Genomic DNA, 21481 nt, shown 5'->3' with positions numbered 1-21481 from the left:
CCCAGACCCAGGCTCCCGTCGAGGAGCTGGTGCCCTCTTACGACGCCAGCGCTGACCGCCGCTGGCTGCTGCGTCGCCCCTGGCTGCTGATCGCCCGGCTGGTGGTGGTGCTGAGCCAGCTGGGCGGCCTGGCCCTGGTGCTGGTCGTGCAGGGCAACAGCCGCGATCGGGCTGTGCAGCAGCGTCTGGCCCGGCGCATTCTCACCACCCTCACCAACCTGGGCCCCTGCTTCATCAAGGTGGGCCAGGCGCTCTCCACCCGTCCCGACCTGGTGCGGCGCGACTGGCTGGAGCAGCTCACCCAGCTGCAGGACAACCTTCCCCCCTTCGATCACGAGACCGCCCTGGCGCTGATCGAGGCCGAGCTGGGCGCTCCGGTGGAACAGCTGTTCGAGGAGTTCCCCCATTACCCCATGGCCGCGGCCAGCCTCGGCCAGGTGTACAGGGCCCGGCTGGCCGATGGCCACTGGGTGGCTGTGAAGGTGCAGCGACCCAACCTTCCTTACATCCTGCGCCGCGATCTGGCGATCATCCGACTGCTTGGCGTGGCGGCAGCCCCGATCCTGCCGCTCAACCTCGGTTTCGGATTGGCTGAGATCATCGATGAATTCGGCCGCACCCTGTTTGAAGAGATCGACTACCACTGCGAGGCTGATAATGCCGAGCGATTCGCTGCTCTGTTCGCTGACCACCCGGAGGTGATCGTTCCGCGGGTGTACCGGCAGCTCTCCAGCCGTCATGTGCTCACGACCCAGTGGATCAATGGGGTGAAGCTTCAGAACCGGCAGGAGCTGGAGGCGCGCCATCTCGATCCCGCCGCCCTGATCCGCACCGGCGTGATTTCCGGCCTGCAGCAACTGCTCGAGTTCGGCTATTTCCACGCCGATCCCCATCCGGGCAATCTGTTTGCGCTGCCTGGCAAGACCGGAGCCATGGGCCATATGGCCTATGTGGATTTCGGCATGATGGACTCGATCAGTAATGCCGATCGCCTCACCCTCACCGGTGCGGTGGTGCACCTGATCAACCGTGACTTCGCCGCCCTGGCCCAGGACTTCATCGATCTCGGCTTCCTCAATCCCAATGCCGACCTGACCCCGATCCTGCCGGCACTGGAGGAGGTGCTGGGCGGGGCGCTTGGCGAAAATGTGGGCAGCTTCAACTTCAAGGCGATCACGGATCGCTTCTCGGAGCTGATGTTCGACTACCCCTTCCGCGTGCCGGCCCGCTTCGCCCTGATCATCCGTGCCGTGGTGAGCCAGGAAGGGCTGGCGCTGCGGCTGGATCCCAGCTTCAAGATCATCCGGGTCGCCTATCCCTATGTTGCTCGGCGCCTGCTGGCGGGGGACACCGCCGAGATGCGCGAGAAGCTGCTGGAGGTGATCTTCGACCGCGATGGCCGCCTGCGCATCGAGCGGCTCGAAAATCTGCTGCAGGTGGTGGAAGGCGACCAGACCAGTCCGGATCTGCTGCCGGTGGCCACCGATGGCCTGCGGCTCCTGCTTGGCCCTGGCGGCAGCAGCCTGCGTCAGCGTCTGCTGCTCACCCTGGTGCGGAACGACCGGCTCCACACCGAAGATCTGCGGGCCCTGCTGGGTCTGATGCGCCGCACCTTCTCAGCCCGCAAGCTGGCCAGCGGGGTGCTCGCCCGGCTCAATCCCCTGGCCGCCGCAGCCTGATCAGACCCAGTTCTAGGGTCGCGGCACCGTCCGACCGATTCCGTGAGCTTCCTCGCCAGCGGCCCATCCTCTCTCTGTTCTGCCGTTGCGGTGCTGGGCGGCAGCTTCGGTTCGCCGAGTGGCGCCCCCGATCCGGCCCCGGTGAATCTGTCGGAAGCGGCTCTGGATGCCGCCAGTGGCCTGTTCGGCGACCTCGATGCCGATGACATCTTTCTGGAGTACGCCACCCTGGTGCAGCCTCCGTACCTGCTGGCCGGTGCCGGTCTGGCGATCGCGGTGCTGTGCGGGCTCACCTTCGCCCGGCTGGTGCAGAATCGCCTCGATGGCTGGAAGCAGGACCGCCTCAAACTCCTGCCGCTGGGCCAATGGGAAACCACCCTGCCCTATACCGGCCTGGTGATCGGCGTGACCCTGTTCATCGGCGGCAGCCTGCAGGTGTTCGGATTCTCCGCCGGTGCCGCCCTGTTGGTGTCGTTCGTGCTGTCGATGCTGACAGCGGGAGCCCTGTGGGTGCAGTTGGAGCGCCTGATGGAACAGGTGGAGAATGGCAGCTTCAAAGCCGTGGACTTCGACAACTTCGACCAGTTTTTCTGAGGCGGGATTGTTCTCCATTCACTTTTCTGAAGTCCAGTTCTTCGAAGATCTGTTCTTCGAAGTCCAGTGCTTCGGCATCCAGCTGTTCTGAGGAATCGATCAGGCCACCAGGTATCCCTGCAGCAGCTCGGAGCGGGAACGGATTCCCTCCAAAGCTCGCCGCTCGATGTTGCGGGTTTTGTCGCGGCTCATGCCGAGGGTCTTGGCGATCAGGGTGAGGCTCATCGGCTCGTTACCGTCGATGCCGAACCGCATCTTCAACACCCGTCCCTGCAGTTCCGGCAACTGCTCCAGCAGGGAGCTCAGATCGCCCCGCAGGCACTCGCCATCGACCAGCTCCTCGGGCAGCACGCCATCGCCGGCCAGCAGGTCGAGCAGTTCGGTGTCCTCACTGTCGCCCACCTTGGTTTCCAGGCTGACCGGCTGGCGGGCCCGGCAGAGCAGCTCCTTGACCTCGTCTTCCGGCAGTTCGACAAACACCGCCAGCTCGGTGACGGTGGGGGTGCGGCCCAGCTCCTGGCTGAGCTCCCGTTGCCCCTTCTTGAGCTTGTTGAGGGTCTCGGTGATGTGGATCGGCAGGCGGATCGTGCGGCTCTTTTCGGCGATCGCCCGGGTGATCCCCTGGCGGATCCACCAGTAGGCGTAGGTGGAGAACTTGTAGCCGCGGGTGGGATCGAATTTCTCCACGCCCCGCACCAGCCCGATCGTGCCCTCCTGGATCAGATCCAGCAGTTCCATGTTCCGCTTGGTGTACTTCTTCGCCACACTCACCACCAGCCGCAGGTTGGCGGCCACCATCCGCTCCTTGGCGCGGCGGCCGTTGGCGAGCCGGCGCTTGAGCAGGGCCACCGTGAGACTGGCTTCAACGGCCAGCTGCTCCTCACTGGGCGGCTGGCCGCCGCAACGCAGAGTGAGTTCCTCGCGGAGTTCTTCGAGGGCCATCAGCTCCTGGACCTGACGGCCGAGGGTGATCTCCTGCTCGTGGGTGAGCAGTGGTACCCGGCCGATGTCGCGCAGGTAGGAGCGCACCAGATCGCCGTGGGGCCCCGTGGCGGAGCCGGCGGTGGCAACCAGGGAGAGGGAAGGCATGGGGTGGCGGAGTTAGGAAACTTGCCTGTTTCGTAAACCTACCATCAAATTCCGGAATCGTTCCGCCTTGCGCGCAGGACAATGGGCGCAGGGCCGCTCACCCCTTGCCATGGCCGCCGAACGGTTGCAGAAACTGATCGCCGCCGCTGGTCTGGGGTCGCGCCGCCGGGCCGAAGACTGGCTGCGCCAGGGGCGGGTGCGGGTCAATGGCGTCGTGGCGGAGCTGGGCGAGCGGGCTGACCCGCAGCTGGACCGGGTCGAGCTGGATGGCCATCGTCTTGGCGAGCGGCTGCCGGCGCGGGTTCTGCTGCTCAACAAACCCGTGGGGGTGCTCTGCAGTTGTCACGATCCCCACGGGCGCACCACCGTGATGGACCTGCTGCCCCTGGCCTGGCGTCAAGGCGATGGCCTGCATCCGGTGGGCCGTCTCGATGCCGACAGCCGCGGCGCCCTGCTGCTCAGCAACGACGGCAGCTTCACCCTGCGGCTCACCCACCCCCGTTATGGCCACCGCAAGACCTATCGGGTGCGGGTGGCCGGACGCCCGGATGCCGCGACCCTGCGCCGCTGGCAGGCCGGGGTTCAGCTCGACGGACGGCCCAGCGCGCCGGTGGGGCTGCGGGTGCTGCGCCAGGGCCGCGAGAGCTGCCTTCTGGAGCTCGAGATGCGTGAGGGGCGCAACCGCCAGATCCGCCGGACCGGCGAACGCCTCGGCCATCCCGTGCTGGATCTCCAACGCACGGCGATCGGTGATCTCACACTCGGTGATCTGGCGGAAGGCCAGTGGCGCGAGCTCGACCCACAAGAATGGGAGGCTCTGGTCGCGTCTGCGTGAACCTCCGCCCCGGTAAGCCCTCGACGCGCTCCGTGCCGCGGCGCCTGTTGGGCTGGCTCCGGCGTTCCCGGCCCGAATCCCCGACCGGCGGTCCCAGCGGGGTCGAACAGGATCCGCTGCTGCTGGCCGGACGGCAGCTGCGGGAGCAGCGCGAGGCCCGCGGCCTCAACCTACGGGAACTCGCCCAGGAAACCCGCATCAGCACCCCTGTGCTGGAGGCGCTCGAGCGCGGCTGGCGTGACCGCCTGCCGGAGGTGACCTACCTACGCACCATGCTGCCGCTGATTGAGCGATACCTGGCACTCCCCCCCGGGAGTCTCGATGCGGCCCTGCCTGCGCCGGTGAACGAGGCCCGGCCTTCCAGTCGCCGGATGCTGCTGCAGCGCTTCACCCCCGGCTCGATCGATGTCTTCACCACCTGGCAGGGCACGGTGCTCTACGGCCTGCTCACCCTGGGCCTGGTGTACGCGGTGAACCTGCAGCAGCAGCGCCTCGCCGCCGAGGGGTTGCTGAGCTCGCGGCCGATTTCCCCCCTGCCCCGTTCCGAACAGGTGCGGACCCAGGATCCAGCCGCGCAGCTGCTGGCGATTCATCCGGAGTTGCGTCCCCTGACGCTCACGGCCAGAGGTCAGGGGCTCCCCCAGCTGCGGCGGGAGCTGGCCAAGGGAAGCCCGGAGACGCTCGGGGTGCTGAGCCTGGAGCTGGCCGCCCCCAGCCAGGTGGAGATCACCCCCTCCCAGGGAGGAAACACGCGTCTGGAGGGCGTGAACGGCACGCTCAGCCTGCCGATCCTGCCGCCGTTCGAGCTGCGGATCGAACCGGCCGCGGCGGCACGGGCGGTGCGCTGGAACGGGGCGCCGCTGCCCCCCCTGGCTGGCAATCCCGCTGGCCGCTTCCGCTACCCGGCCGTGATCGCCGCCCCCCCGGCCCCAAAACGACCGGAGACTCCCGTCGCTCAGCCCGCTCCTCCCAGACCCACCGGCGAGGAGCGTCCGTAGCGATCCGCCAGCCGGCCGAAACCGAGCAGCGGACCTTTCAGGTCACTGATCGATCGATTCAGGCGCCAGCACCAGTTCCCACCGGTGGTTCCAGGGGTGTTGAAGCGGGCCCGGTCGTCCAGTTCCAGCAGGTCCTGCAAGGGCACCACCACCAGTTCGGCCTCGGTGGCCAGGGCTGCCTCCAGCAGTTGCCAGCCCGGCGCCGTCACGTCAGCGCCGACAACCGCGCGGACCCGGTCGCGGCCGCCCTGATCGAGCCCATCCCACCAGCTGCGGCTGGTGGCGTTGTCGTGGGTGCCGGTGTACACCACCCAGCGGTTGCCGCGGTAGTTGGCCGGCAGGTAGGGATTGTCCGCGTTGCCATCGAAGGCGAACTGGAGGATCTTCATGCCGGGCAGGGCGAAGCTGTCGCGCAGCGCCTCCACCGCTGGCGTGATCACCCCCAGGTCCTCGGCGATCAGGGGCAGCCGGCCATCGGGGAGCAACCCGCCGCGCCGCCAGCAGTCGAGCCAGAGCAGCGCCAGCAGGGGCCAGCCTGGGGAGGGCTGCCAGGTGCCGTTCTGGGCGGTGGTGTCGCTGCCGGGGATGCTCCAGTAGGCCTGCAGGGCCCGGAAGTGATCCAGCCTCAGCCGGTCGAACAGCTGAAGCTGGCGACCCAGGCGCCGCAGCCACCAGCGGAACCCCCCCAGCCAGTGGGCGCTCCAGCGGTACACCGGGGTGCCCCAGAGCTGGCCGGTGGCGGAGAAGTAGTCGGGCGGAACACCGCTCTGCTGGGCGAGGCTGCCGTCGAACTGGAGGGAGAACAGGGAGCGGTGACGCCAGACATCGGCGCTGTCGTGGGCCACATAGAAGGGCAGATCACCGATCAGCTGCACGCCGCGGCGGTGGGCATGGCGCTGCAGCCCATCCCACTGACGCTGCAGATGCCACTGCAGCAACCCCTCTTCCAGCAGGGCTGGGCCGTGTTGTTGATCGAGGGTCCGCAGGGCACGGCTGTGGCGGCGGGCCAGGGGGCCGGGCCAGTTCCACCAGGGCTGGCCCTCCTGCAGCCGCCGCAGCACCATGAAACGGCAGTGGTCCCGCAGCCAGGAACGCTGCTGCCGGCGCCAGCGGCCAAAGCGCTGTTTCTGGTCCAGCGGCTGGCTGGCCCAGCGCTGGACCAGCAGACGACCCAGGGCCGCCGCCCGGGCTGGGGCCAGGCTCAGGTCGAGCGGTGCCGGCCCGGGAGCTCCAGCGGAGCTCTCAGCCATCGGCTCGGAGCCATCGCTCGGCAGGGCCTCCAGATCGCCAGGCTCGAGAAAGCCCTGGGTCACCAGATCGTCTGCATCCAGCAGCCAGGGATTGAGGGCCGACCCGCTGGGGGAGCTGTAGGGGGAGCCGGTGCCGTCGGTGGGGGCCAGGGGCAGCAGTTGCCAGGCAGCGATGCCCTGATCGGCCAGGAGGTCGATCAGGGCATGGGCGTGCGAACCGAAGGTGCCGCACACCGGCGTGCCCGGCAGGGCGGTGGGATGCAGCAGCACCCCGCAGAGGCGGTCACTCATGGAGAGGGGATGCGGTAGCGCTCAACGATCCGACGGGCGAAGGCGGGGATATGACGCTCCGCCATCTCCGGGTGATGGCGCCGCAGCCACAGGGCATTGCGGGTGAAGTGGGAATCAATCGAGAAGCGGCCGTACTCCAGACCCTGCGGGCCCACCCGCTGCACCAGGAAACCGACCAGTTCGGCCAGCCAACGGGGCAGTTTCAGGGCCTTGTCGTAGGCGTCGATGCCCTGCTGCACGGCGGCACGCCGATCACCGCGGCTGGTGACGGGAGCGGTATCCAGCTCGGGCTCCACCAGATCCAGCAGCACCTGCCCCCTGGGGTTGCGCACCGTGATCCACTGGCGGCCGAAGCTGGCCCCCATGTACCCCACCACCAGATCGGCACCGGCATTGGTGTAGTCGAAGCAACTCAGGCAGCTGGGGGCGAAGACATCCTTGAGCTTCGGGGTGTCCAGCCCGAAGAACGGAACGGTCTCCTCGCTGCCGTCGCTGTGGCGGAAGTGGATGCGGAAGTCCTGCATGAACTCGTAGTGCACCACCGTCGCGGGAGAGCGGCTGGCGCTTTCGAGGAAGGTCTGCAGGCCTTCGCGGCTGACGTTGTCGACGCAGGGCAGCCCCAGCACGTAGAGCTCGTCGAGAGGCAAGGTCGTCTGCACGGCCCGCAGGGCCTGGATCTGACAGCCCACGCCGATGGCCAGCAACCTCTGGATGCCGCTGCCGGGCAGCTGCTCCAGCACTTCAAGGTTGGGCGAGAGGGTGGGCTTGTTGACCCGGGCCGCCAGCACCTGCTCGGCGGTGCGGGCCAGTACCGGCACGGGGGTGAAGCGATCGTCAGGGCTCTGGCCCACGCAGAGCACGGCATCGACAAGACCGGTCTCCAGGGCTCGCACGCCGATCCGGCTGACGATGCCGGTCCACTGGGCTCCGGCGATCGGCTGCTGCAGCCGGGCCGAAAGCATCCGCTGCTGCACGCCGAAGTAGAGCTCGTCCTCGTCATCGAGCCGGCGGCTGCGACCGTGGGCGGACGCCTCCATGGTCTCGAAGTTCTGGCTCAGAAAGGCGCAGGCGCGGCGCACGTAGGCCACCCAGCGGGTGTCGCAGAGGCCGCACTGACTGCAGAGGTCCTTGGCTGGATAGACGCTGCCCTTGGCCAGGGGGCGGGACCGCTCGTGCGGTGGCGTGGCGGAGCCCGCGGTGGCGCCGGACGGCGTGCTGGAGGCTGCGGTCAAGGAAGGGGGGTGGGCTGACTCCACGGCCCACAACCTATCGGCCACCCGGCCCAGCGGGGCAAATCCCCGGGCTGAGCCAGAGTGGGGGCCACCAGCCCTGCGGGCACCATGCCCCCCATGCGGGACACCGACCCTTCCACCTCCAGCTCCTCAGCGGAACATTCCGCCGCGCCGCGGGTCCGCCCCGTCGGCAAGGGCCATCGCTGGCGAGCCCTGGGCCGTGTCGTCATCGCCCTCGCCGGCGCTGGTCTCGGCATCTCCGTGCTGGGCTGGATCTGGCCCGTTCAGGACTCCCGCAGCCCCGACGACCGCCCCAGCACAGCAAGCGATCTGGCCGAGCCACCACGCCGGCCGATCACGTTGCTGGTGGTGGGGCTGGATTCCGATCGCCTGCCTGGCTCACCCCAGACCCCGCCAGCCACCAGCGCGTCGCCCGCTCAGGACACCGCCGCGAAGGACAACGCCACCGCCGCCAAGCCTGCCCCGAGCCCCAACAGCGACGCGCTGCTGCTGGTGCGGGTCGATCCGGAAGGTCCTCTGCAGGTGCTCGGCCTGCCCACTGAACTGGCCGTGAATCTGCCTGGTCAGAAACGTCCCCAGGCTCTGGGCAGCCTCTACCGCACGGGCGGGGTCGCCCTGACCGGCGATGCGGTGCGCGAACTGCTGAAGCTGGAGCCCGGCGAGCCGGACCGCTATCTGGTGCTCTCCCGCGCCGGACTGCGCAGCCTGGTGGATGCCCTGGGCCGGCTGGAGGTCAATCCACCCCGCAAGATGCTCTACGAAGACAAGGCGCAGGGCTACCGCATTGATCTGCAGAGCGGTCTGCAGCAACTCGACGGTGCCCAGGTGGAGCAGTTGCTGCGCTACCGCGATCCCAGCCTCGGCGAGCTCAGTCGCCGCCAGCAGCAGGAGCTGGTGGTGCTCGCCCTGATTGAGAGCCTGGCTCAGCCGGCCCGCTTGGCCAATCTGCCGGACCTGGTGCAGAAGCTGCGCAGCGAGGTGGACACGAACCTCGAGCCCAGCGAGACCCTCAGCCTGCTGGCCGCTGGTCTGGCCCGCCCTGGGGAGGTGCGCTTCCTGTCGCTGCCGCTGGGGCCGGCCAAAGCGACATACGGCGGCCTGCGGCAGCTCGAGACCAAAGCCCCCCTGCCGCCCTGGAAGACGAAGACCTGAGCGGTCCATGCTCAGTCCAGCTCAGCCTGTAGCTGCAGCCAGCGAGCCTCCAGGCTGAGCCGCATGGCGTCCATGCCCTGTTCGGTCCACTCCTGCTCGACGGCCTCCGACAAGACCGCTTCAGGCCGCCCAGCCTCCGGTAGCCAGCCGATCCAGGGCAGTCCGTCACTCCGGCGCCGGGCTGGCTCCCAGGGGCCACCGCCCTGGATCAGGCCGAGCAGGGGCACCTGCCACTGCCGCAGCAGGGCTGTGGTGGCCGCGGGAGCGCCCGTGGCGAGGCTGTCGGCCGGCAGCAGCAGCAGGCTGGGTTGGCGCCAGCCCCCCAGCGCCTCGGCCCAGTGATGCGTTGCAGCGCTGGCCGGATCCTCCAGCAGCAGGCCCGGATCGCAGGGGAGCGCGGCCAGCCAGGGGCCGACGATGGCCTCCAGCTGATGCAGGGCCTGGTGGGGGCAAGCGGCCGGCGTCAGGGTGTGCAGCGGCAGGCCCAGGGCCGCCGCCAGCCGTGGAGCCTGGTCGCTCAGGAGGGCCGCCACCTGGTCGGCTCGGCCGCTTGAGGCCAGCACCACTCTCAGGGGCGTGGCCAGGCCGGAAAACTTCACGCTTGTTCGCACTGGCTGGGACGGGTCGCTTCTACCATCGAAACTCCGCCGTCGCGCTTGCGTCCGCCGTGACCAGTTTCTTGACCGCTGATCGGGTGGAGCAGCAGTCCAGTCCCACCCAGTCAGCCCAGGACACGCGGCGGCTGCGGCTGTTCAGCGGCTCCTCCAACCCCCATCTGGCCCGCGAGATCGCCGCCTACCTGGGGGTTCCGGATGGCCCGTGCGTGATCAAGCGCTTCGCCGACGGCGAGCTGTACATCCAGATTCAGGAGTCGATCCGCGGCTGCGATGTTTTCCTGATCCAGCCCACCTGCGCTCCGGTGAATGATCACCTGATGGAGCTGCTGATCATGGTGGATGCCTGCCGCCGCGCCTCGGCCCGGCAGATCACCGCGGTGATCCCTTATTACGGCTACGCCCGCGCCGACCGCAAGACCGCCGGCCGCGAATCGATCACGGCCAAACTGGTGGCCAATCTGCTGGTCAAGTCCGGTGTGGATCGGGTGCTGGCGATGGACCTGCATTCCTCCCAGATCCAGGGGTATTTCGATATCCCCTGCGATCACATCTACGGCTCACCGGTGCTGGTCGACTATCTCCGCACCCGCAACCTCGGGGAGGTGGTCGTGGTGTCGCCGGATGTGGGTGGGGTGGCCCGGGCCCGCGCCTTCGCCAAGCAGATGAACGATGCCCCCCTGGCGATCATCGACAAACGGCGCAGTGGTCACAACGTGGCCGAGAGCCTCACCGTGATCGGGGATGTGGCCGACAAAACCGCCGTGTTGATCGACGACATGATCGACACCGGCGGCACCATCTACCAGGGCGCCAAGCTGCTGCGGGAACGGGGTGCTGCCCGGGTGCTCGCCTGCGCCACCCATGCCGTGTTCTCGCCGCCGGCGGTGGAGCGCCTCTCCACCCCTGGCCTGTTCGAAGAAGTGGTGGTGACCAACAGCATCCCGTTGGTCCCGGAGCGCTCGTTCCCGCAGCTCCAGGTTCTCTCGGTGGCCAACATGCTTGGAGAAGCGATCTGGCGTATTCATGAAGAGAGCTCTGTCAGCTCGATGTTCCGCTGAGTCGCAGCATCCCCTCTACAGGCTGCTGAGACTGGGCGGCGCCCTTGCGCTGGCAGCAGCCTTCGTCTCCGGCCCTGCGGCCGTCCCAACCGGTGCGGTGGAGCGCGATCGGCGAGCTCCGGCCCCCAATCGCTCCGCGCCGCAGTCCCAACCCCGCCCGCGCCTGCAGGATCTGCTGCAGGCCAGTGGTGGCCGGCGTGTCGGGGTGTGGCTCACGAACAGTCCGAGCCCGCTGTACTACGACGCCGGCAGGATCGAGCGGGCGGTTCAGGAGCTCGCCGATGCCGGCTTCAACACCCTCTACCCCAACGTCTGGAGCCGAGGCACCACTTTCCACCGCAGCCGCTGGGCGCCCATGGAGCCGGCCCTGCTGCGGGCCGGTGCCGACCTCGATCCGATCTGCCGGCTCACCCAAGCCGCCCAGCGCCGCGGCCTGCAGGTGATTCCCTGGTTTGAATACGGCCTGATGGAGCCGGCCGATGCGGAGGTGGTACGCCGCCATCCAGAGTGGCTGCTCCAGCGGCGCGATGGCAGCAGCCTCTATGCGATGCATGGCGCCGATCTGCGCACATCGCCGCTGAAGGACCTGCGGGTGTGGCTCAATCCGGCCCATCCGGGAGTGCGCAGCCGCTTCATCGGTCTGGTCAGCGAGATCGTGCAGCGCTGCGGAGTGGACGGCATCCAGCTCGACGACCACTTCGCCTGGCCCGTGGATCTGGGCTACGACCCCTACACCCGGGCGCTCTACCGCGCCGAGACCGGCCGCGAACCACCCGACAACGCCACCGACCGGGACTGGATGCGCTGGCGGCGGCAGCAACTCACCGGACTGCTGCGGGATCTGCGCAGCTCCCTCGGCAAGCTGGATCGGGATCGGCGCACGGTGGTGAGCCTCTCGCCCGGCCCGTTCCGTTTCGCCTACAACCACTGGCTGCAGGACTGGGAGCTGTGGGCGCTGGGGGAACTGATCGACGACCTGGTGGTGCAGAACTACGCCTATTCCGTGGCCGGTTTCGCCAAGGATCTCAATCAGCCGGCCCTGGTGAAGGCGCGGCAGTGGGGCATGCCGGTGGAGATCGGCATCCTGGCCGGCTTCGGGGGCCGCACGCCGCCGATGAGCCAGCTGGAGGAGAAGGCGCGCCTGGCGGCCCAGCGGGGCCACGGCGTCATTTACTTCTACTGGGAAGGGCTCTGGGGCCAGCACGCCGGACCGGAGGGGGGCGCCCAGAGGAAGGCCGCTTTCCGCCGACTGCATGGGCAGATCTTTCGCTGAAGGCTGTTTCGCTGAGCCGCGGCTCGCCTCGGCCATCGTGCTGTGCCCGCTGAAGCGCCCTCAGCCCAGGCACTGCTCCACCACCTCGCGGGTGTTGGAGGACAACGGTGCGGCCGCCAACAGGTTCAGGGCCTCGGCCATTCGCTCGCGCCGCTCGGGGCCATAACTCCGCCAGCGGCTGAACACCTTCGCCAGGCGTGAGGCCGTGATCGGGTTGCGGCCGTCGAGGGCGGCGATCTGCTCCGCCAGGAAGCGGTAGCCACGGCCATCGGCGGCATGAAAGACCACCGCGTTGCCTGCCAGGCCGCCCAGCACCGCCCGGACGGAATTGGGGGCCATGGGATCGAAGCGCGGGTGCTCCAGCAGACGCGCCACCCGTTCCAGGCCATCGGCGAAGGGCGCCCCGGCCTCCAGGGCGAACCAGGCATCGAGGATCACGGGCCGGTCCTGCCAGCGCTCAAAGAAGGCCGCCATCGCCTCCTGCCGCTCCGGGATGGCATGGGCCTGCAGCGCCTGCAGTCCGCAACGGGACAGGGTCATCGATGGCCCGTGCACCGCATCCCGGGCCATTGCTGCCATCGCCCCGTCGCCGGCGGCGATCCGCCAGGCCCAGATCCGGCCGGTGAGCATGCGGGCGCCGCTGCCCTGCGGCCATTCCATCCCCCAATAGGCCCGGCAGCGTTCCAGGGTGTGGGCCAGCAGCTCGGCATGGGCCTCACCGAAGCGGCGCTGGAGGGCCAGCCCGGCAGCGACCAGGGCCGGAGGATCAGGTTCCACCATGGCCTCCTCCAGCTCCGCCATCCCAGGAGCGACCAACAGGATGCTGCGGCTCGCCTCCGCGAGGGAGGGATCGCTGAGGATGCGGCCGAAGGCATCGATCAGCTCCTCCTCCAGCTGGTCATGGGGCTGCCCGCTGGCTCGGGCGACCAGGGCCTTGCGCAGCAACACCTGGCTCGCATCCCAGCGAGCGAAAGGGTCGCTGTCGCTGGCCAGCAGATGCACCAGCTCGGCGGTGGAACGACCGATCTCCAGCCGAACCGGAGCCGAGAAACCCCGCAGCAACGACAGGGCCGGCGGATGGCCCTCCGGCGGCAAGCCCTCGAAGCGCAGCTGCTGTTCCGCCTGATCGATCACCAGCAGGCGGCTCTCCTTGCCCCAGGCGCCCTGAAGCTCGGCGGCGGCCGCCTGCGAGGGCGACTCCCCGGCCAGGCGCAGGGGCAGGGGCTGGCCCGCCCGATCCACCAGGCCCAGCACCAGCGGAATCACCAGGGGCTGCTTGTCGGGCTGGCCCGGCGTGGGCGGGGTGTGCTGCCGCAGGGTGAGCTCCAGCACCCCCGCCGCACCATCCCAGCGGCGGTTCACCTGCAGCACCGGCGTGCCGGCCTGGTGGTACCAACGCCGGAACTGGGCGAAATCGAAGCTGGCAGAGCCGGCCGCTGCGTCTTCCATCGCCTGCACGAAGTCCTGGCAGGTGGCCGCGGTGCCGTCATGGCGCTCCACATAGAGGGCCATGCCGCGCTGGAAGGTCTCGGCACCAAGCAGCGTGTGCAGAGCGCGAATCAGTTCCGATCCCTTTTCGTAGATCGTGGTGGTGTAGAAGTTATCGATCGCCTGGTAGTGATCCGGCTGCACCGGATGGGCCGTGGGGCCGGCATCTTCGCGGAACTGGGTATTGCGCAGCAGCGAGACATTCTCGATTCGCTTCAGGGCCGCTCCATGCAGGTCCGCGCTGAAGCACTGATCGCGAAAGACGGTCAGCCCCTCCTTGAGCGAAAGCTGGAACCAGTCGCGACAGGTGATGCGATTGCCGGTCCAATTATGAAAGTATTCGTGTGCGATCACACTCTCGATCCGCTCCAGTTCCGCATCGGTGGCGGTTTCGGCATCGGCCAGCACCAGCTTGGAATTGAAGATATTCAGGCTCTTGTTTTCCATCGCGCCCATGTTGAAGTGGCGCACCGCGACGATGTTGAACTCATCGAGGTCGTACTCCAGGCCGTACACCTGTTCATCCCAGGCCATCGCCCGTTTGAGTGAAGCCATGGCATGGCCGGTGTAGGGGCTGTCGCCCGGTTCCACGTGGATCCGCAGCAGCACGGAACGACCCGAGGCTGTGGTGAACTGATCGCGCACCTCCTCAAGGCGTCCGGCCACCAGGGCGAACAGATAGGAGGGTTTGGGGAAGGGATCGTCCCAGATGGCGTAGTGGCGTTCGGCTTCGCTGCCCGCTTCGGCCTCGAGACTTCCGGTTTCGACACAGTTGCCATTGGAGAGCAGCACCGGGCAGGCGGAGCGATTTGCTTCGATCCGCACCCGGAAGCGGCTGAGCAGATCCGGGCGGTCGGGGTGGAAGGTGATGCGCCGGAACCCCTCGGCTTCGCACTGGGTGGTGTAGAGCCCGCCACTCACGTATAGGCCTTCCAGGGTTGTGTTGGTCTCGGGGTGCAGGCGAACGCGGCTGTGCAACAGGAACGGCCGCGCTGGTGGCTCCAGGATCCGTAACTGCCCTTGCATGTGCTGGATCGCCGCCGCGGCGACGGGCTCGCCATCGAGGCTGAGATCGAGCAGCTCAAGATCGAGCCCCTGCAGCAGCAGGGACTCGGGATGGCCGTCTTCCGTCGGCATGGCCGCCGGATTGGGCCGGAACGCCAGCGCTGCCTCCACCTCCGTGTGGTCAGGGAACAGCCGCACCGTCAGGTCGACGCGATCCAGAAGGAAGGGCGCGGGACGGTAGTCCGCGAGGCGCACAACGGCCATGGAGTTGGCAGAGCGGGGGGAATCGGCCTGGATGGCCAGCGAAATAACAGAAACCGCGCGGGGCTGAGCCTTGCGACGGTTGAGACAACTCGACCTATGGGGCCGTGGGCCCCGGGGCGGCCGCGCCCCGAGGCGCTGGAGCTGCCTCGCTCTGCTTGAGAGCCTCCTGCACCTTTTTCATCACCTCGGGTGGCACATCCTTGGGGCACACCTCGGAAGCCCCAAGCACGGCCGAATTGATCGAACCGCGCCGCAGCTCCTCGATCGAGAGGGGCTTGCTGCCGACCTGCTGGATGGCGCCATCGTGCTGGCCCTGGATCAGCTGGGCGATGGTCTCACCAGCGATGCTCACGGCCTTGTCGAATTCCACCCCGGCTGAGCGGGCGATGCATACATTCACCGCCGCGATGCGGGTGTAGAGCGACATCTCCTCCTCGGTGGCAGGAGCCGCCAGGGCGGCCAAAGGATCCAGCACCAGGGGGAGTGTCAGAAGAGGGGCGGCCAGAAGAGGAGTAACCAGCAGGGAAAAACGACGGCTTAGCAGGGAGGTCAAGACTCTGGCCATGGTGAGCCCCCATGCTGCTGCATCGTTCCTGGGCCGTCAGTCGGACGGGACAGCCGCAAGCGTGTCGCTTGGCAGACGGGAATCGTGATGGGTCTCCACCAGGTGGAGGCTGCCGTCCAACCAGGCATAGATCGAGCGGGCCCGGAAACGATCCTGATCCACCAGGCGGATGTGATCGAGGATCTGCCAGCCCTCGTCGATGGATTTCAGGATGAGTTCATGCTCGTCCACCTGGCGGAGCTGGGATTCAGTGGGAGACCTGAACGGGTAGCCGCAGGACCCTTGCAACTGGTGCCCACAGAGGTGGGCGGTGATTGAGCCCGCACGCTGGTAGCCAGGCTTGCGCTCGATCAGGCCCTCGGCGTGCTCCGACCACCAGGTGAAGCGGTAGGCGGTCTCGCCCTCGATCGAGGGGCTGATCTCCTCGATGCGCAGCTGGATATCGAGCTGCAGGATCTCGTCGTCGGGAAAGTAGAGCGTGCGCCGCGACCGCCACAGCCCCAGGTTGCGGTGGAACCAGCGCCGCAGGCTGCTGTCGAGCTGGATGCGGCTGCGGTGAATCGGTGCGGGCATGCCCCCCTCCGAGACGGGAATCCTTCTGCCGATCAGAGGATGCATGAATGGAGCTCGGTTTGGAGGTCTGGATCGGGCCTGCCCTCCCCTCGCCAAGGTCTAGACGGGTTCTGCCAGATTGGCCACCCGGCATAGGGTGGACTCTGCTGCCTGGGAGGCGCGGCTGTGGCGGCGGAACCTGTGCTGAATGCCCCCGTAAGCGGCGAACGCTTGCGCGACACTGTTGACCATGCCGGTTCGCCACCCCACCAGTGGCCACCCTCCGCTGCGGAAGACCACGGCCCCGAAGCGCCTGTCAGGGGGCTGAGACTCCTGCTGGTGGCCACGCGTCAGCACCTGGCCGGACCCGATCTGCGCAGCCTGATGCGCTATCTCAAAAGCGAGGACTGCACCGCGGACCTGCGATTGGAGGTCGTGGATCCGGTGCTGCATCCGGAGCTGCTGGAGCTGCACCGTCTGGTGGCCACACCCGCCCTGGTGAAACTTGAGCCTGCGCCGAAGCAAGTGTTTGCTGGCAACACCCTCACCCAGCAGCTGCGCAACTGGGTGCCGCGCTGGCAACAGGCTGAGGTCGCGGCCACCCTGGCCGTCGGGCTTGAGACCCCCCTGGTCGACAGTGGCCGTACACCGCGCGAGCAGCTTCTGGAAGATCAGCTCCTGGTGATGAGGCAGGAGAACGAGACCCTGATTGAACGCCTGGAAGGCCAGGAAAAGCTGCTGCGGATGGTGGCCCACGAGCTGCGAACCCCGCTCACGGTGGCCAAACTGGCGCTACAGAGCCACTGCCTCGGCCAGATCGATGAGATCCGCTTTCGGGACGTCTTGCGTCGACGTTTCGACGACATGGAGTCTCTCTCCAAGGAATTGCTCGAGGTGGGCACCACCCGCTGGGAAGCCCTGTTCAATCCCCAGCGCCTCGCGCTGGGTCATGTGGCAGCGGAGGCCATCCTTGAACTCGAGAAGCTCTGGGTGGGCCGGGAAGTGGAACTGGTCACCGACATCCCCGGTGACTTGCCGGACGTGTTTGCCGATCCACGCCGCATGCGCCAGGTGTTCCTCAACCTGCTGGAGAACGCCTTCAAGTACACACCCGGTGGAGGCCGCGTCAGTTTTCGCCTCTGGCACCGCACCAGCCAGTGGGTGGAGGTGATCGTCTGCGACAGCGGCCCTGGCATCCCCGACGACGAGCAGGAACGGATCTTCCAGGACAGGGTGCGCCTACCCCAGACCTCCGGCAGCACATCCGGCTATGGGGTTGGGCTGGCGGTGTGCCGCCGCATCGCTGAAGTGCATGGTGGCCGCATCTGGGTGGTCTCGGAGCCCGAGCGTGGAGCCTGTTTCCATGTCACCGTTCCTGTCTGGAATGGCCAGGTGCGTTCGCCTAACCCTTCCAGCTAGACACCCTCGGCAAAGGGATTGCGGCCCGGCGTTTCAGCTTGACGAAGGGTCCGTCCGAACCGTAGGTTCTCTCCATCGGCGAGGCGGCATCTAACCGTTCCCACCGAGTCCATGCCCCCATCGTCTAGAGGCCTAGGACACCTCCCTTTCACGGAGGCGACAGGGGTTCGAATCCCCTTGGGGGTATGCAAGATCAGCGGCATGAAAGCCGCTTTTTTTGTGCTCAGACGTTCTGCATTCCAATCTGGCATCTTGCTTCTGAGCCAGATTTGGTTTGCCACGTTGCGGGCTTTCTGCAGTGGCGCGGATTCAGGGGCAGAACCGTTGACTCAGGCCTGCAGGGCTGCTCGCCTGAGGGCCTCCTGCTGGACTCCACGCAGATTGGCGGCGAGATCGTCGCGCAGACGCTGCTCGATCAGGCCGATCGGCATGCCGGGTTTGCCTTGCACCAGCAATTCGTACAGCAGGGAGGTGCCGGAGGAATCCCGGTCCACGATCCATGCCCCCTCGAAGCGACGGAAATCGCCACGCACCATTCGAAAATCCAGACGCCCCTCAGGCTGACGCTCCTGAAGCTCCAGCTCCACCGCCGCGCTGAAACGCAGACCGCAGAACTGCTGGGTCCCGATCTGCTCCAGACCCACAGTGCAGCCTCGGCGCCAGAGCAGCCGCGAGACTGCCAGGTTGGGGATGAAGCGGCAGAGCCCTTCGTAATCGGTGAGAACGGTCCAGAGCCAGCCAGGATCCAGATCAAGACGCAACTGGACCGCGAGCCGCCTGGTCCCTTGGGGAAGACGCTCCATCTCCTGCTGGATGGTGTCGAGTCTGCAACTGGGTTCGCTGGAGGGGAGTTGCAGGGCGCGGGAGAGGGAGACGGGAACGGAAACGGTGGCCAAGGGCTGCACCAGAACGGTTCGTGGGGAGGGTTGGCGCCAGCCGAGCACTCTGGAGTGGGATCGGCCTGGAAGCTGCAACCCTAACCGCGATTGGGAGTGGCAGGCACAGATTCTCTATGATCAAACCGATTTTTGAGAGGACTGAGCTCGAATGCGTGTCTCCACCAGCGCTGCCACTCAGTCCGATGGGCGGATGTTCACCGTTGTGGTCCAAGGCTTTGGGGTGGGCCGGCAGCGCCAGGGGGAGCGTCGTTTCACCGTCCCCTACAACCGGATGCAGGCCCTGGTCCAGACCATCGCCCAGCAGGGTGGACGCATCACGGCCGTTGTTCCCGCCGACCAGGGAGCCACCCAGGCTGAGCCGGCTCCGGCTGCCGCTCCTGCCCCCGAGGCCCCATCCCCAGCACCCAAATCCGTGAAAGCAGCTCCGAGCCACGCCGCCGTGCCGGTCAACCTCTACAAGCCGAAATCCCCTTTCGTCGGCACTGTCACCGAGAACTACAGCCTCCTGGCGGAAGGCGCCATCGGCCGGGTGAACCACATCACGTTTGATCTGGCCGGCGGTGATCCCCAGCTCCACTACGTGGAAGGCCAGAGCATCGGCATCATTCCCGACGGCAGCGACGCCAACGGCAAGCCCCACAAGCTGCGCCTCTATTCGATCGCCAGCACCCGCCATGGCGACAACATGGCGGGCCACACCGTGTCGCTGTGCGTGCGTCAGCTGCAGTACGAAAAGGACGGTGAGACCATCAACGGCGTCTGCTCCACCTTCCTCTGCGATATCGAACCGGGCGCCAAGGTGAAGATCACCGGCCCGGTGGGTAAGGAGATGCTTCTTCCCCAGGATGAAGAGGCGAACGTGATCATGTTGGCCACCGGAACCGGCATCGCTCCGATGCGGGCCTATCTGCGTCGCATGTTCGAACCGACCGAGCGCGAGAAGAACGGCTGGAACTTCCGGGGCAAGGCCTGGTTGTTCATGGGAGTCCCCAAGACCCCCAACCTGCTGTATGACGCCGACTTCGAGCACTATCTGAGCCAGTATCCCGACAACTTCCGCTACACCAAGGCGATCAGCCGTGAGCAGCAGAATGCCAAGGGCGGCCGGATGTACATCCAGGATCGGGTGCTCGAGCATGCCGATGAGATCTTCACCATGATCGAAGATCCCAAGACGCACGTCTACATGTGCGGTCTGCGCGGCATGGAACCCGGCATCGACGAGGCCATGACCGCCGCTGCCTCGGCCAAGGGAATCAACTGGTCTGAACTGCGTCCCCAGCTCAAGAAGGCCGAGCGCTGGCACGTCGAGACCTACTGAACGAGACCGGATTGATCCGCAGATCTGCTTCGAACGTCAACAATCGTTTGATCCAAATCAATCAGGCCTTCAGAACTGACAAGTCCGCCTTTGGCGGACTTTTTTATGGCCAGCATTTTATCTCTGTTTGAGGCCATTCTTTGTGGTTGTTGTTTGCGGCCCATGCGTGTTGTGAGCACGGGTCATGCCTGAGCGGCCGGAACCTGCGCGGATTGTGAAGCGACAGGCGCGGCCATGATCAGGGATTCCCGACAGAAGCCGCCGAAAACCGATGCGCTCCAGCGATGGAGCCCCGCCCTCGTTAAACAGGAGGGAACAGGCGCCTGGATCCCACGCGATGACCGTCACCCTCACCAATCCGCTCCGGGTCGGGCTCCGTCAGGAGCGGGTGATCCCGCCGCAATGTCTGGTGATCTTCGGGGCGAGCGGGGATCTCACCCACCGCAAGCTGATCCCGGCTCTGTTCGAGCTGTTCCGCCAGCGCCGCTTGCCCAGCGAATTTGCCGTGCTGGGTTGTGCCCGCCGTCCCTGGAGCGACGAGGAATTCCGCAGCCGCATGGCGGAGGCCCTGGCCGAGGAAGTGGAACAGCACCAGCAGGCCTGGGCCCAGTTCGCCTCCGGCCTGTTCTACGAGCCTGTGGATCTGGAGCAGCCCGCCGACGTGGTGCGCCTTGGCCAGCGTCTCGATCAGATCGATCGGCAACGGGCCACCCGTGGCAACCGCACCTTCTACCTCTCGGTCTCGCCTGCCCACTACGGCAGTGGCTGCCGTGCCCTGGCGGCGGCTGGCCTGCTCGAGGATCCGCAGCGCAGCCGGGTGGTGATCGAGAAGCCCTTCGGCCGTGATTACGGCAGCGCCCAGGAGCTCAACCGCATCGTGCAGGCCTGTGCCAAGGAGCGCCAGGTCTTCCGGATCGACCACTACCTCGGTAAGGAAACGGTCCAGAACATCCTTGTTCTGCGCTTCGCCAACACGATCTTCGAGCCGATCTGGAACCGCAACTACATCGACAACGTCCAGATCACCGCCGCCGAAACCGTGGGCGTGGAAGAACGGGCCGGTTACTACGAAACCTCGGGTGCCCTGCGGGACATGGTGCAGAACCACCTCACCCAGATGCTGGCGCTCACCACCATGGAGCCGCCGGGTCGCTTCGATCCCGAGGCGATGCGCAACGAGAAGGCCAAGGTGCTTCAGGCCGCCCAGCTGGCCAATGAGGCAGAACCCTGGAAGTGTTGCGTCCGCGGCCAGTACGCCGCTGGTGGCAGCGCCACCAGGCCCCTGAGCGGCTATCGCCAGGAACCGGGAGTGAATCCGAACAGCACCACCGAGACCTATGTGGCCATGAAGCTGTTCATCAACAACTGGCGCTGGCAGGGGGTCCCTTTTTACCTCCGCACCGGCAAACGGCTGCCCAAACGCCTCTCGGAAGTGGTGCTCACCTTCCGCCAGGCACCGGTTCACCTCTTCGATGCGGCTGGGGGTGCCCCCACCCCCAACCAGCTGATCCTGCGCATTCAGCCCGATGAGGGGGCCGAGTTCCGCTTCGAGGTGAAGGCACCGGGCTCAGGCATGCGCAGCCGTCCGGTGGATATGGGCTTCTCTTACGACGAGTCATTCGGAGAACCCTCCGACGAGGGCTATGTGCGCCTGCTGGCCGACGCCATGCTGGGCGACGCCACCCTGTTCACCCGCAGCGACGAGGTGGAGGCCGCCTGGCGCCTCTACACACCCCTGCTGGAGCTGATCGAAGAAGCCCCCTGGCAGTTGCCGGTGCATCCCTACGAAGCCCGCACCTGGGGACCCGCCGCAGCCGACAGCCTGCTGGCCGACGACGAGCTGGCCTGGCGCCGTCCCTGAAGTCTCCAGACCAACCCC

Annotated in this window: 18 protein-coding genes and 1 tRNA gene; 11 read left to right on the top strand and 8 right to left on the bottom strand. The window is 67.0% G+C overall.

Annotated features, from left to right (window positions below):
* Positions 1–29: 29 nt before the first annotated feature.
* Together H8F24_RS11400 and H8F24_RS11395 are read left to right on the top strand one after the other, a co-directional pair.
* On the top strand, positions 30–1679 hold the full coding sequence (locus tag H8F24_RS11400; RefSeq protein WP_197169711.1) for an AarF/ABC1/UbiB kinase family protein: 1650 nt from the start codon (positions 30–32) through the stop codon (positions 1677–1679).
* Between the two features lie 93 nt (positions 1680–1772).
* Positions 1773–2273, top strand: a complete 501-nt coding sequence (locus tag H8F24_RS11395; RefSeq protein ID WP_197159152.1) for a hypothetical protein — start codon at positions 1773–1775, stop codon at positions 2271–2273.
* A gap of 99 nt (positions 2274–2372) precedes the next feature.
* Here the strand turns inward: H8F24_RS11395 and H8F24_RS11390 are convergent, their stop codons facing one another.
* On the bottom strand, positions 2373–3362 hold the full coding sequence (locus H8F24_RS11390) for an RpoD/SigA family RNA polymerase sigma factor (RefSeq protein WP_197153971.1): 990 nt from the start codon (positions 3360–3362) through the stop codon (positions 2373–2375).
* Positions 3363–3471: 109 nt separating this feature from the next.
* Here H8F24_RS11390 and H8F24_RS11385 point away from each other — a divergent pair, with 109 nt between their 5' ends.
* Positions 3472–4197, top strand: a complete 726-nt coding sequence (locus tag H8F24_RS11385; protein WP_197153970.1) for a pseudouridine synthase — start codon at positions 3472–3474, stop codon at positions 4195–4197.
* Positions 4194–5195 (top strand): helix-turn-helix domain-containing protein, encoded by a 1002-nt coding sequence (locus H8F24_RS11380; RefSeq protein WP_231597768.1) that lies wholly within the window; start codon positions 4194–4196, stop codon positions 5193–5195. The genes H8F24_RS11385 and H8F24_RS11380 overlap by 4 nt, the downstream gene beginning before the upstream one ends.
* On the opposite strand, the gene malQ is transcribed toward H8F24_RS11380, so the two are convergent.
* Both malQ and H8F24_RS11370 read right to left on the bottom strand, forming a co-directional pair.
* Entirely contained in the window at positions 5153–6736 is a 1584-nt protein-coding gene (malQ, locus tag H8F24_RS11375) for a 4-alpha-glucanotransferase (RefSeq protein WP_197153968.1), read from the bottom strand. The genes H8F24_RS11380 and malQ overlap by 43 nt on opposite strands.
* Positions 6733–7968: a Coenzyme F420 hydrogenase/dehydrogenase, beta subunit C-terminal domain gene (locus H8F24_RS11370; RefSeq protein ID WP_197153967.1), complete on the bottom strand. Its 1236-nt coding sequence runs from the start codon at positions 7966–7968 to the stop codon at positions 6733–6735. Before H8F24_RS11370 ends, malQ begins: the two co-directional genes overlap by 4 nt.
* A 117-nt stretch (positions 7969–8085) precedes the next feature.
* On the opposite strand from H8F24_RS11370, the gene H8F24_RS11365 reads away from it, so the two are divergent.
* Positions 8086–9141 (top strand): LCP family protein, encoded by a 1056-nt coding sequence (locus tag H8F24_RS11365; RefSeq protein ID WP_197153966.1) that lies wholly within the window; start codon positions 8086–8088, stop codon positions 9139–9141.
* 11 nt (positions 9142–9152) lie between these two features.
* On the opposite strand, the gene H8F24_RS11360 is transcribed toward H8F24_RS11365, so the two are convergent.
* Positions 9153–9740, bottom strand: coding sequence for a hypothetical protein (locus H8F24_RS11360; RefSeq protein ID WP_197153965.1), 588 nt, complete (start codon positions 9738–9740; stop codon positions 9153–9155).
* A 68-nt stretch (positions 9741–9808) separates the two neighbouring features.
* Between H8F24_RS11360 and H8F24_RS11355 the strand changes: the two genes are divergently transcribed.
* Positions 9809–10816, top strand: a complete 1008-nt coding sequence (locus H8F24_RS11355; RefSeq protein WP_197153964.1) for a ribose-phosphate pyrophosphokinase — start codon at positions 9809–9811, stop codon at positions 10814–10816.
* Complete coding sequence (locus H8F24_RS11350) at positions 10782–12089, top strand: glycoside hydrolase family 10 protein (RefSeq protein ID WP_231597767.1); 1308 nt, start codon at positions 10782–10784, stop codon at positions 12087–12089. The genes H8F24_RS11355 and H8F24_RS11350 overlap by 35 nt, the downstream gene beginning before the upstream one ends.
* 60 nt (positions 12090–12149) lie before the next feature.
* On the opposite strand, the gene pepN is transcribed toward H8F24_RS11350, so the two are convergent.
* From pepN to H8F24_RS11335, 3 genes are all read right to left on the bottom strand, one after another.
* Entirely contained in the window at positions 12150–14846 is a 2697-nt protein-coding gene (gene pepN, locus H8F24_RS11345) for an aminopeptidase N (protein WP_197169710.1), read from the bottom strand.
* A 94-nt stretch (positions 14847–14940) separates the two neighbouring features.
* Positions 14941–15399 carry a cAMP phosphodiesterase gene (locus tag H8F24_RS11340; protein ID WP_231597766.1) on the bottom strand — a complete coding sequence of 153 codons (459 nt, stop codon included), beginning with the start codon at positions 15397–15399 and terminating at the stop codon, positions 14941–14943.
* 48 nt (positions 15400–15447) lie between these two features.
* On the bottom strand, positions 15448–15984 hold the full coding sequence (locus H8F24_RS11335; RefSeq protein ID WP_197153962.1) for a hypothetical protein: 537 nt from the start codon (positions 15982–15984) through the stop codon (positions 15448–15450).
* Between the two features lie 303 nt (positions 15985–16287).
* Between H8F24_RS11335 and H8F24_RS11330 the strand changes: the two genes are divergently transcribed.
* Both H8F24_RS11330 and H8F24_RS11325 read left to right on the top strand, forming a co-directional pair.
* Entirely contained in the window at positions 16288–17382 is a 1095-nt protein-coding gene (locus H8F24_RS11330) for a histidine kinase (RefSeq protein WP_231598277.1), read from the top strand.
* A gap of 113 nt (positions 17383–17495) precedes the next feature.
* Positions 17496–17568 (top strand) — tRNA-Glu (locus H8F24_RS11325).
* 143 nt (positions 17569–17711) lie between these two features.
* On the opposite strand, the gene H8F24_RS11320 is transcribed toward H8F24_RS11325, so the two are convergent.
* Entirely contained in the window at positions 17712–18185 is a 474-nt protein-coding gene (locus tag H8F24_RS11320; RefSeq protein ID WP_197159149.1) for an SRPBCC family protein, read from the bottom strand.
* A 244-nt stretch (positions 18186–18429) separates the two neighbouring features.
* Between H8F24_RS11320 and H8F24_RS11315 the strand changes: the two genes are divergently transcribed.
* Together H8F24_RS11315 and zwf are read left to right on the top strand one after the other, a co-directional pair.
* Positions 18430–19602, top strand: a complete 1173-nt coding sequence (locus H8F24_RS11315; RefSeq protein ID WP_197153960.1) for a phycobilisome linker polypeptide — start codon at positions 18430–18432, stop codon at positions 19600–19602.
* 337 nt (positions 19603–19939) lie between these two features.
* Positions 19940–21463, top strand: coding sequence for a glucose-6-phosphate dehydrogenase (zwf, locus tag H8F24_RS11305; protein WP_197169707.1), 1524 nt, complete (start codon positions 19940–19942; stop codon positions 21461–21463).
* Positions 21464–21481: the final 18 nt, after the last annotated feature.

The sequence above is a fragment of the Synechococcus sp. CBW1002 genome (assembly GCF_015840915.1).
GTDB lineage: Bacteria > Cyanobacteriota > Cyanobacteriia > PCC-6307 > Cyanobiaceae > CBW1002.
Note: the sequence above shows the minus strand (reverse complement) of the source record. Positions and strands in the feature narration are given on the sequence as shown.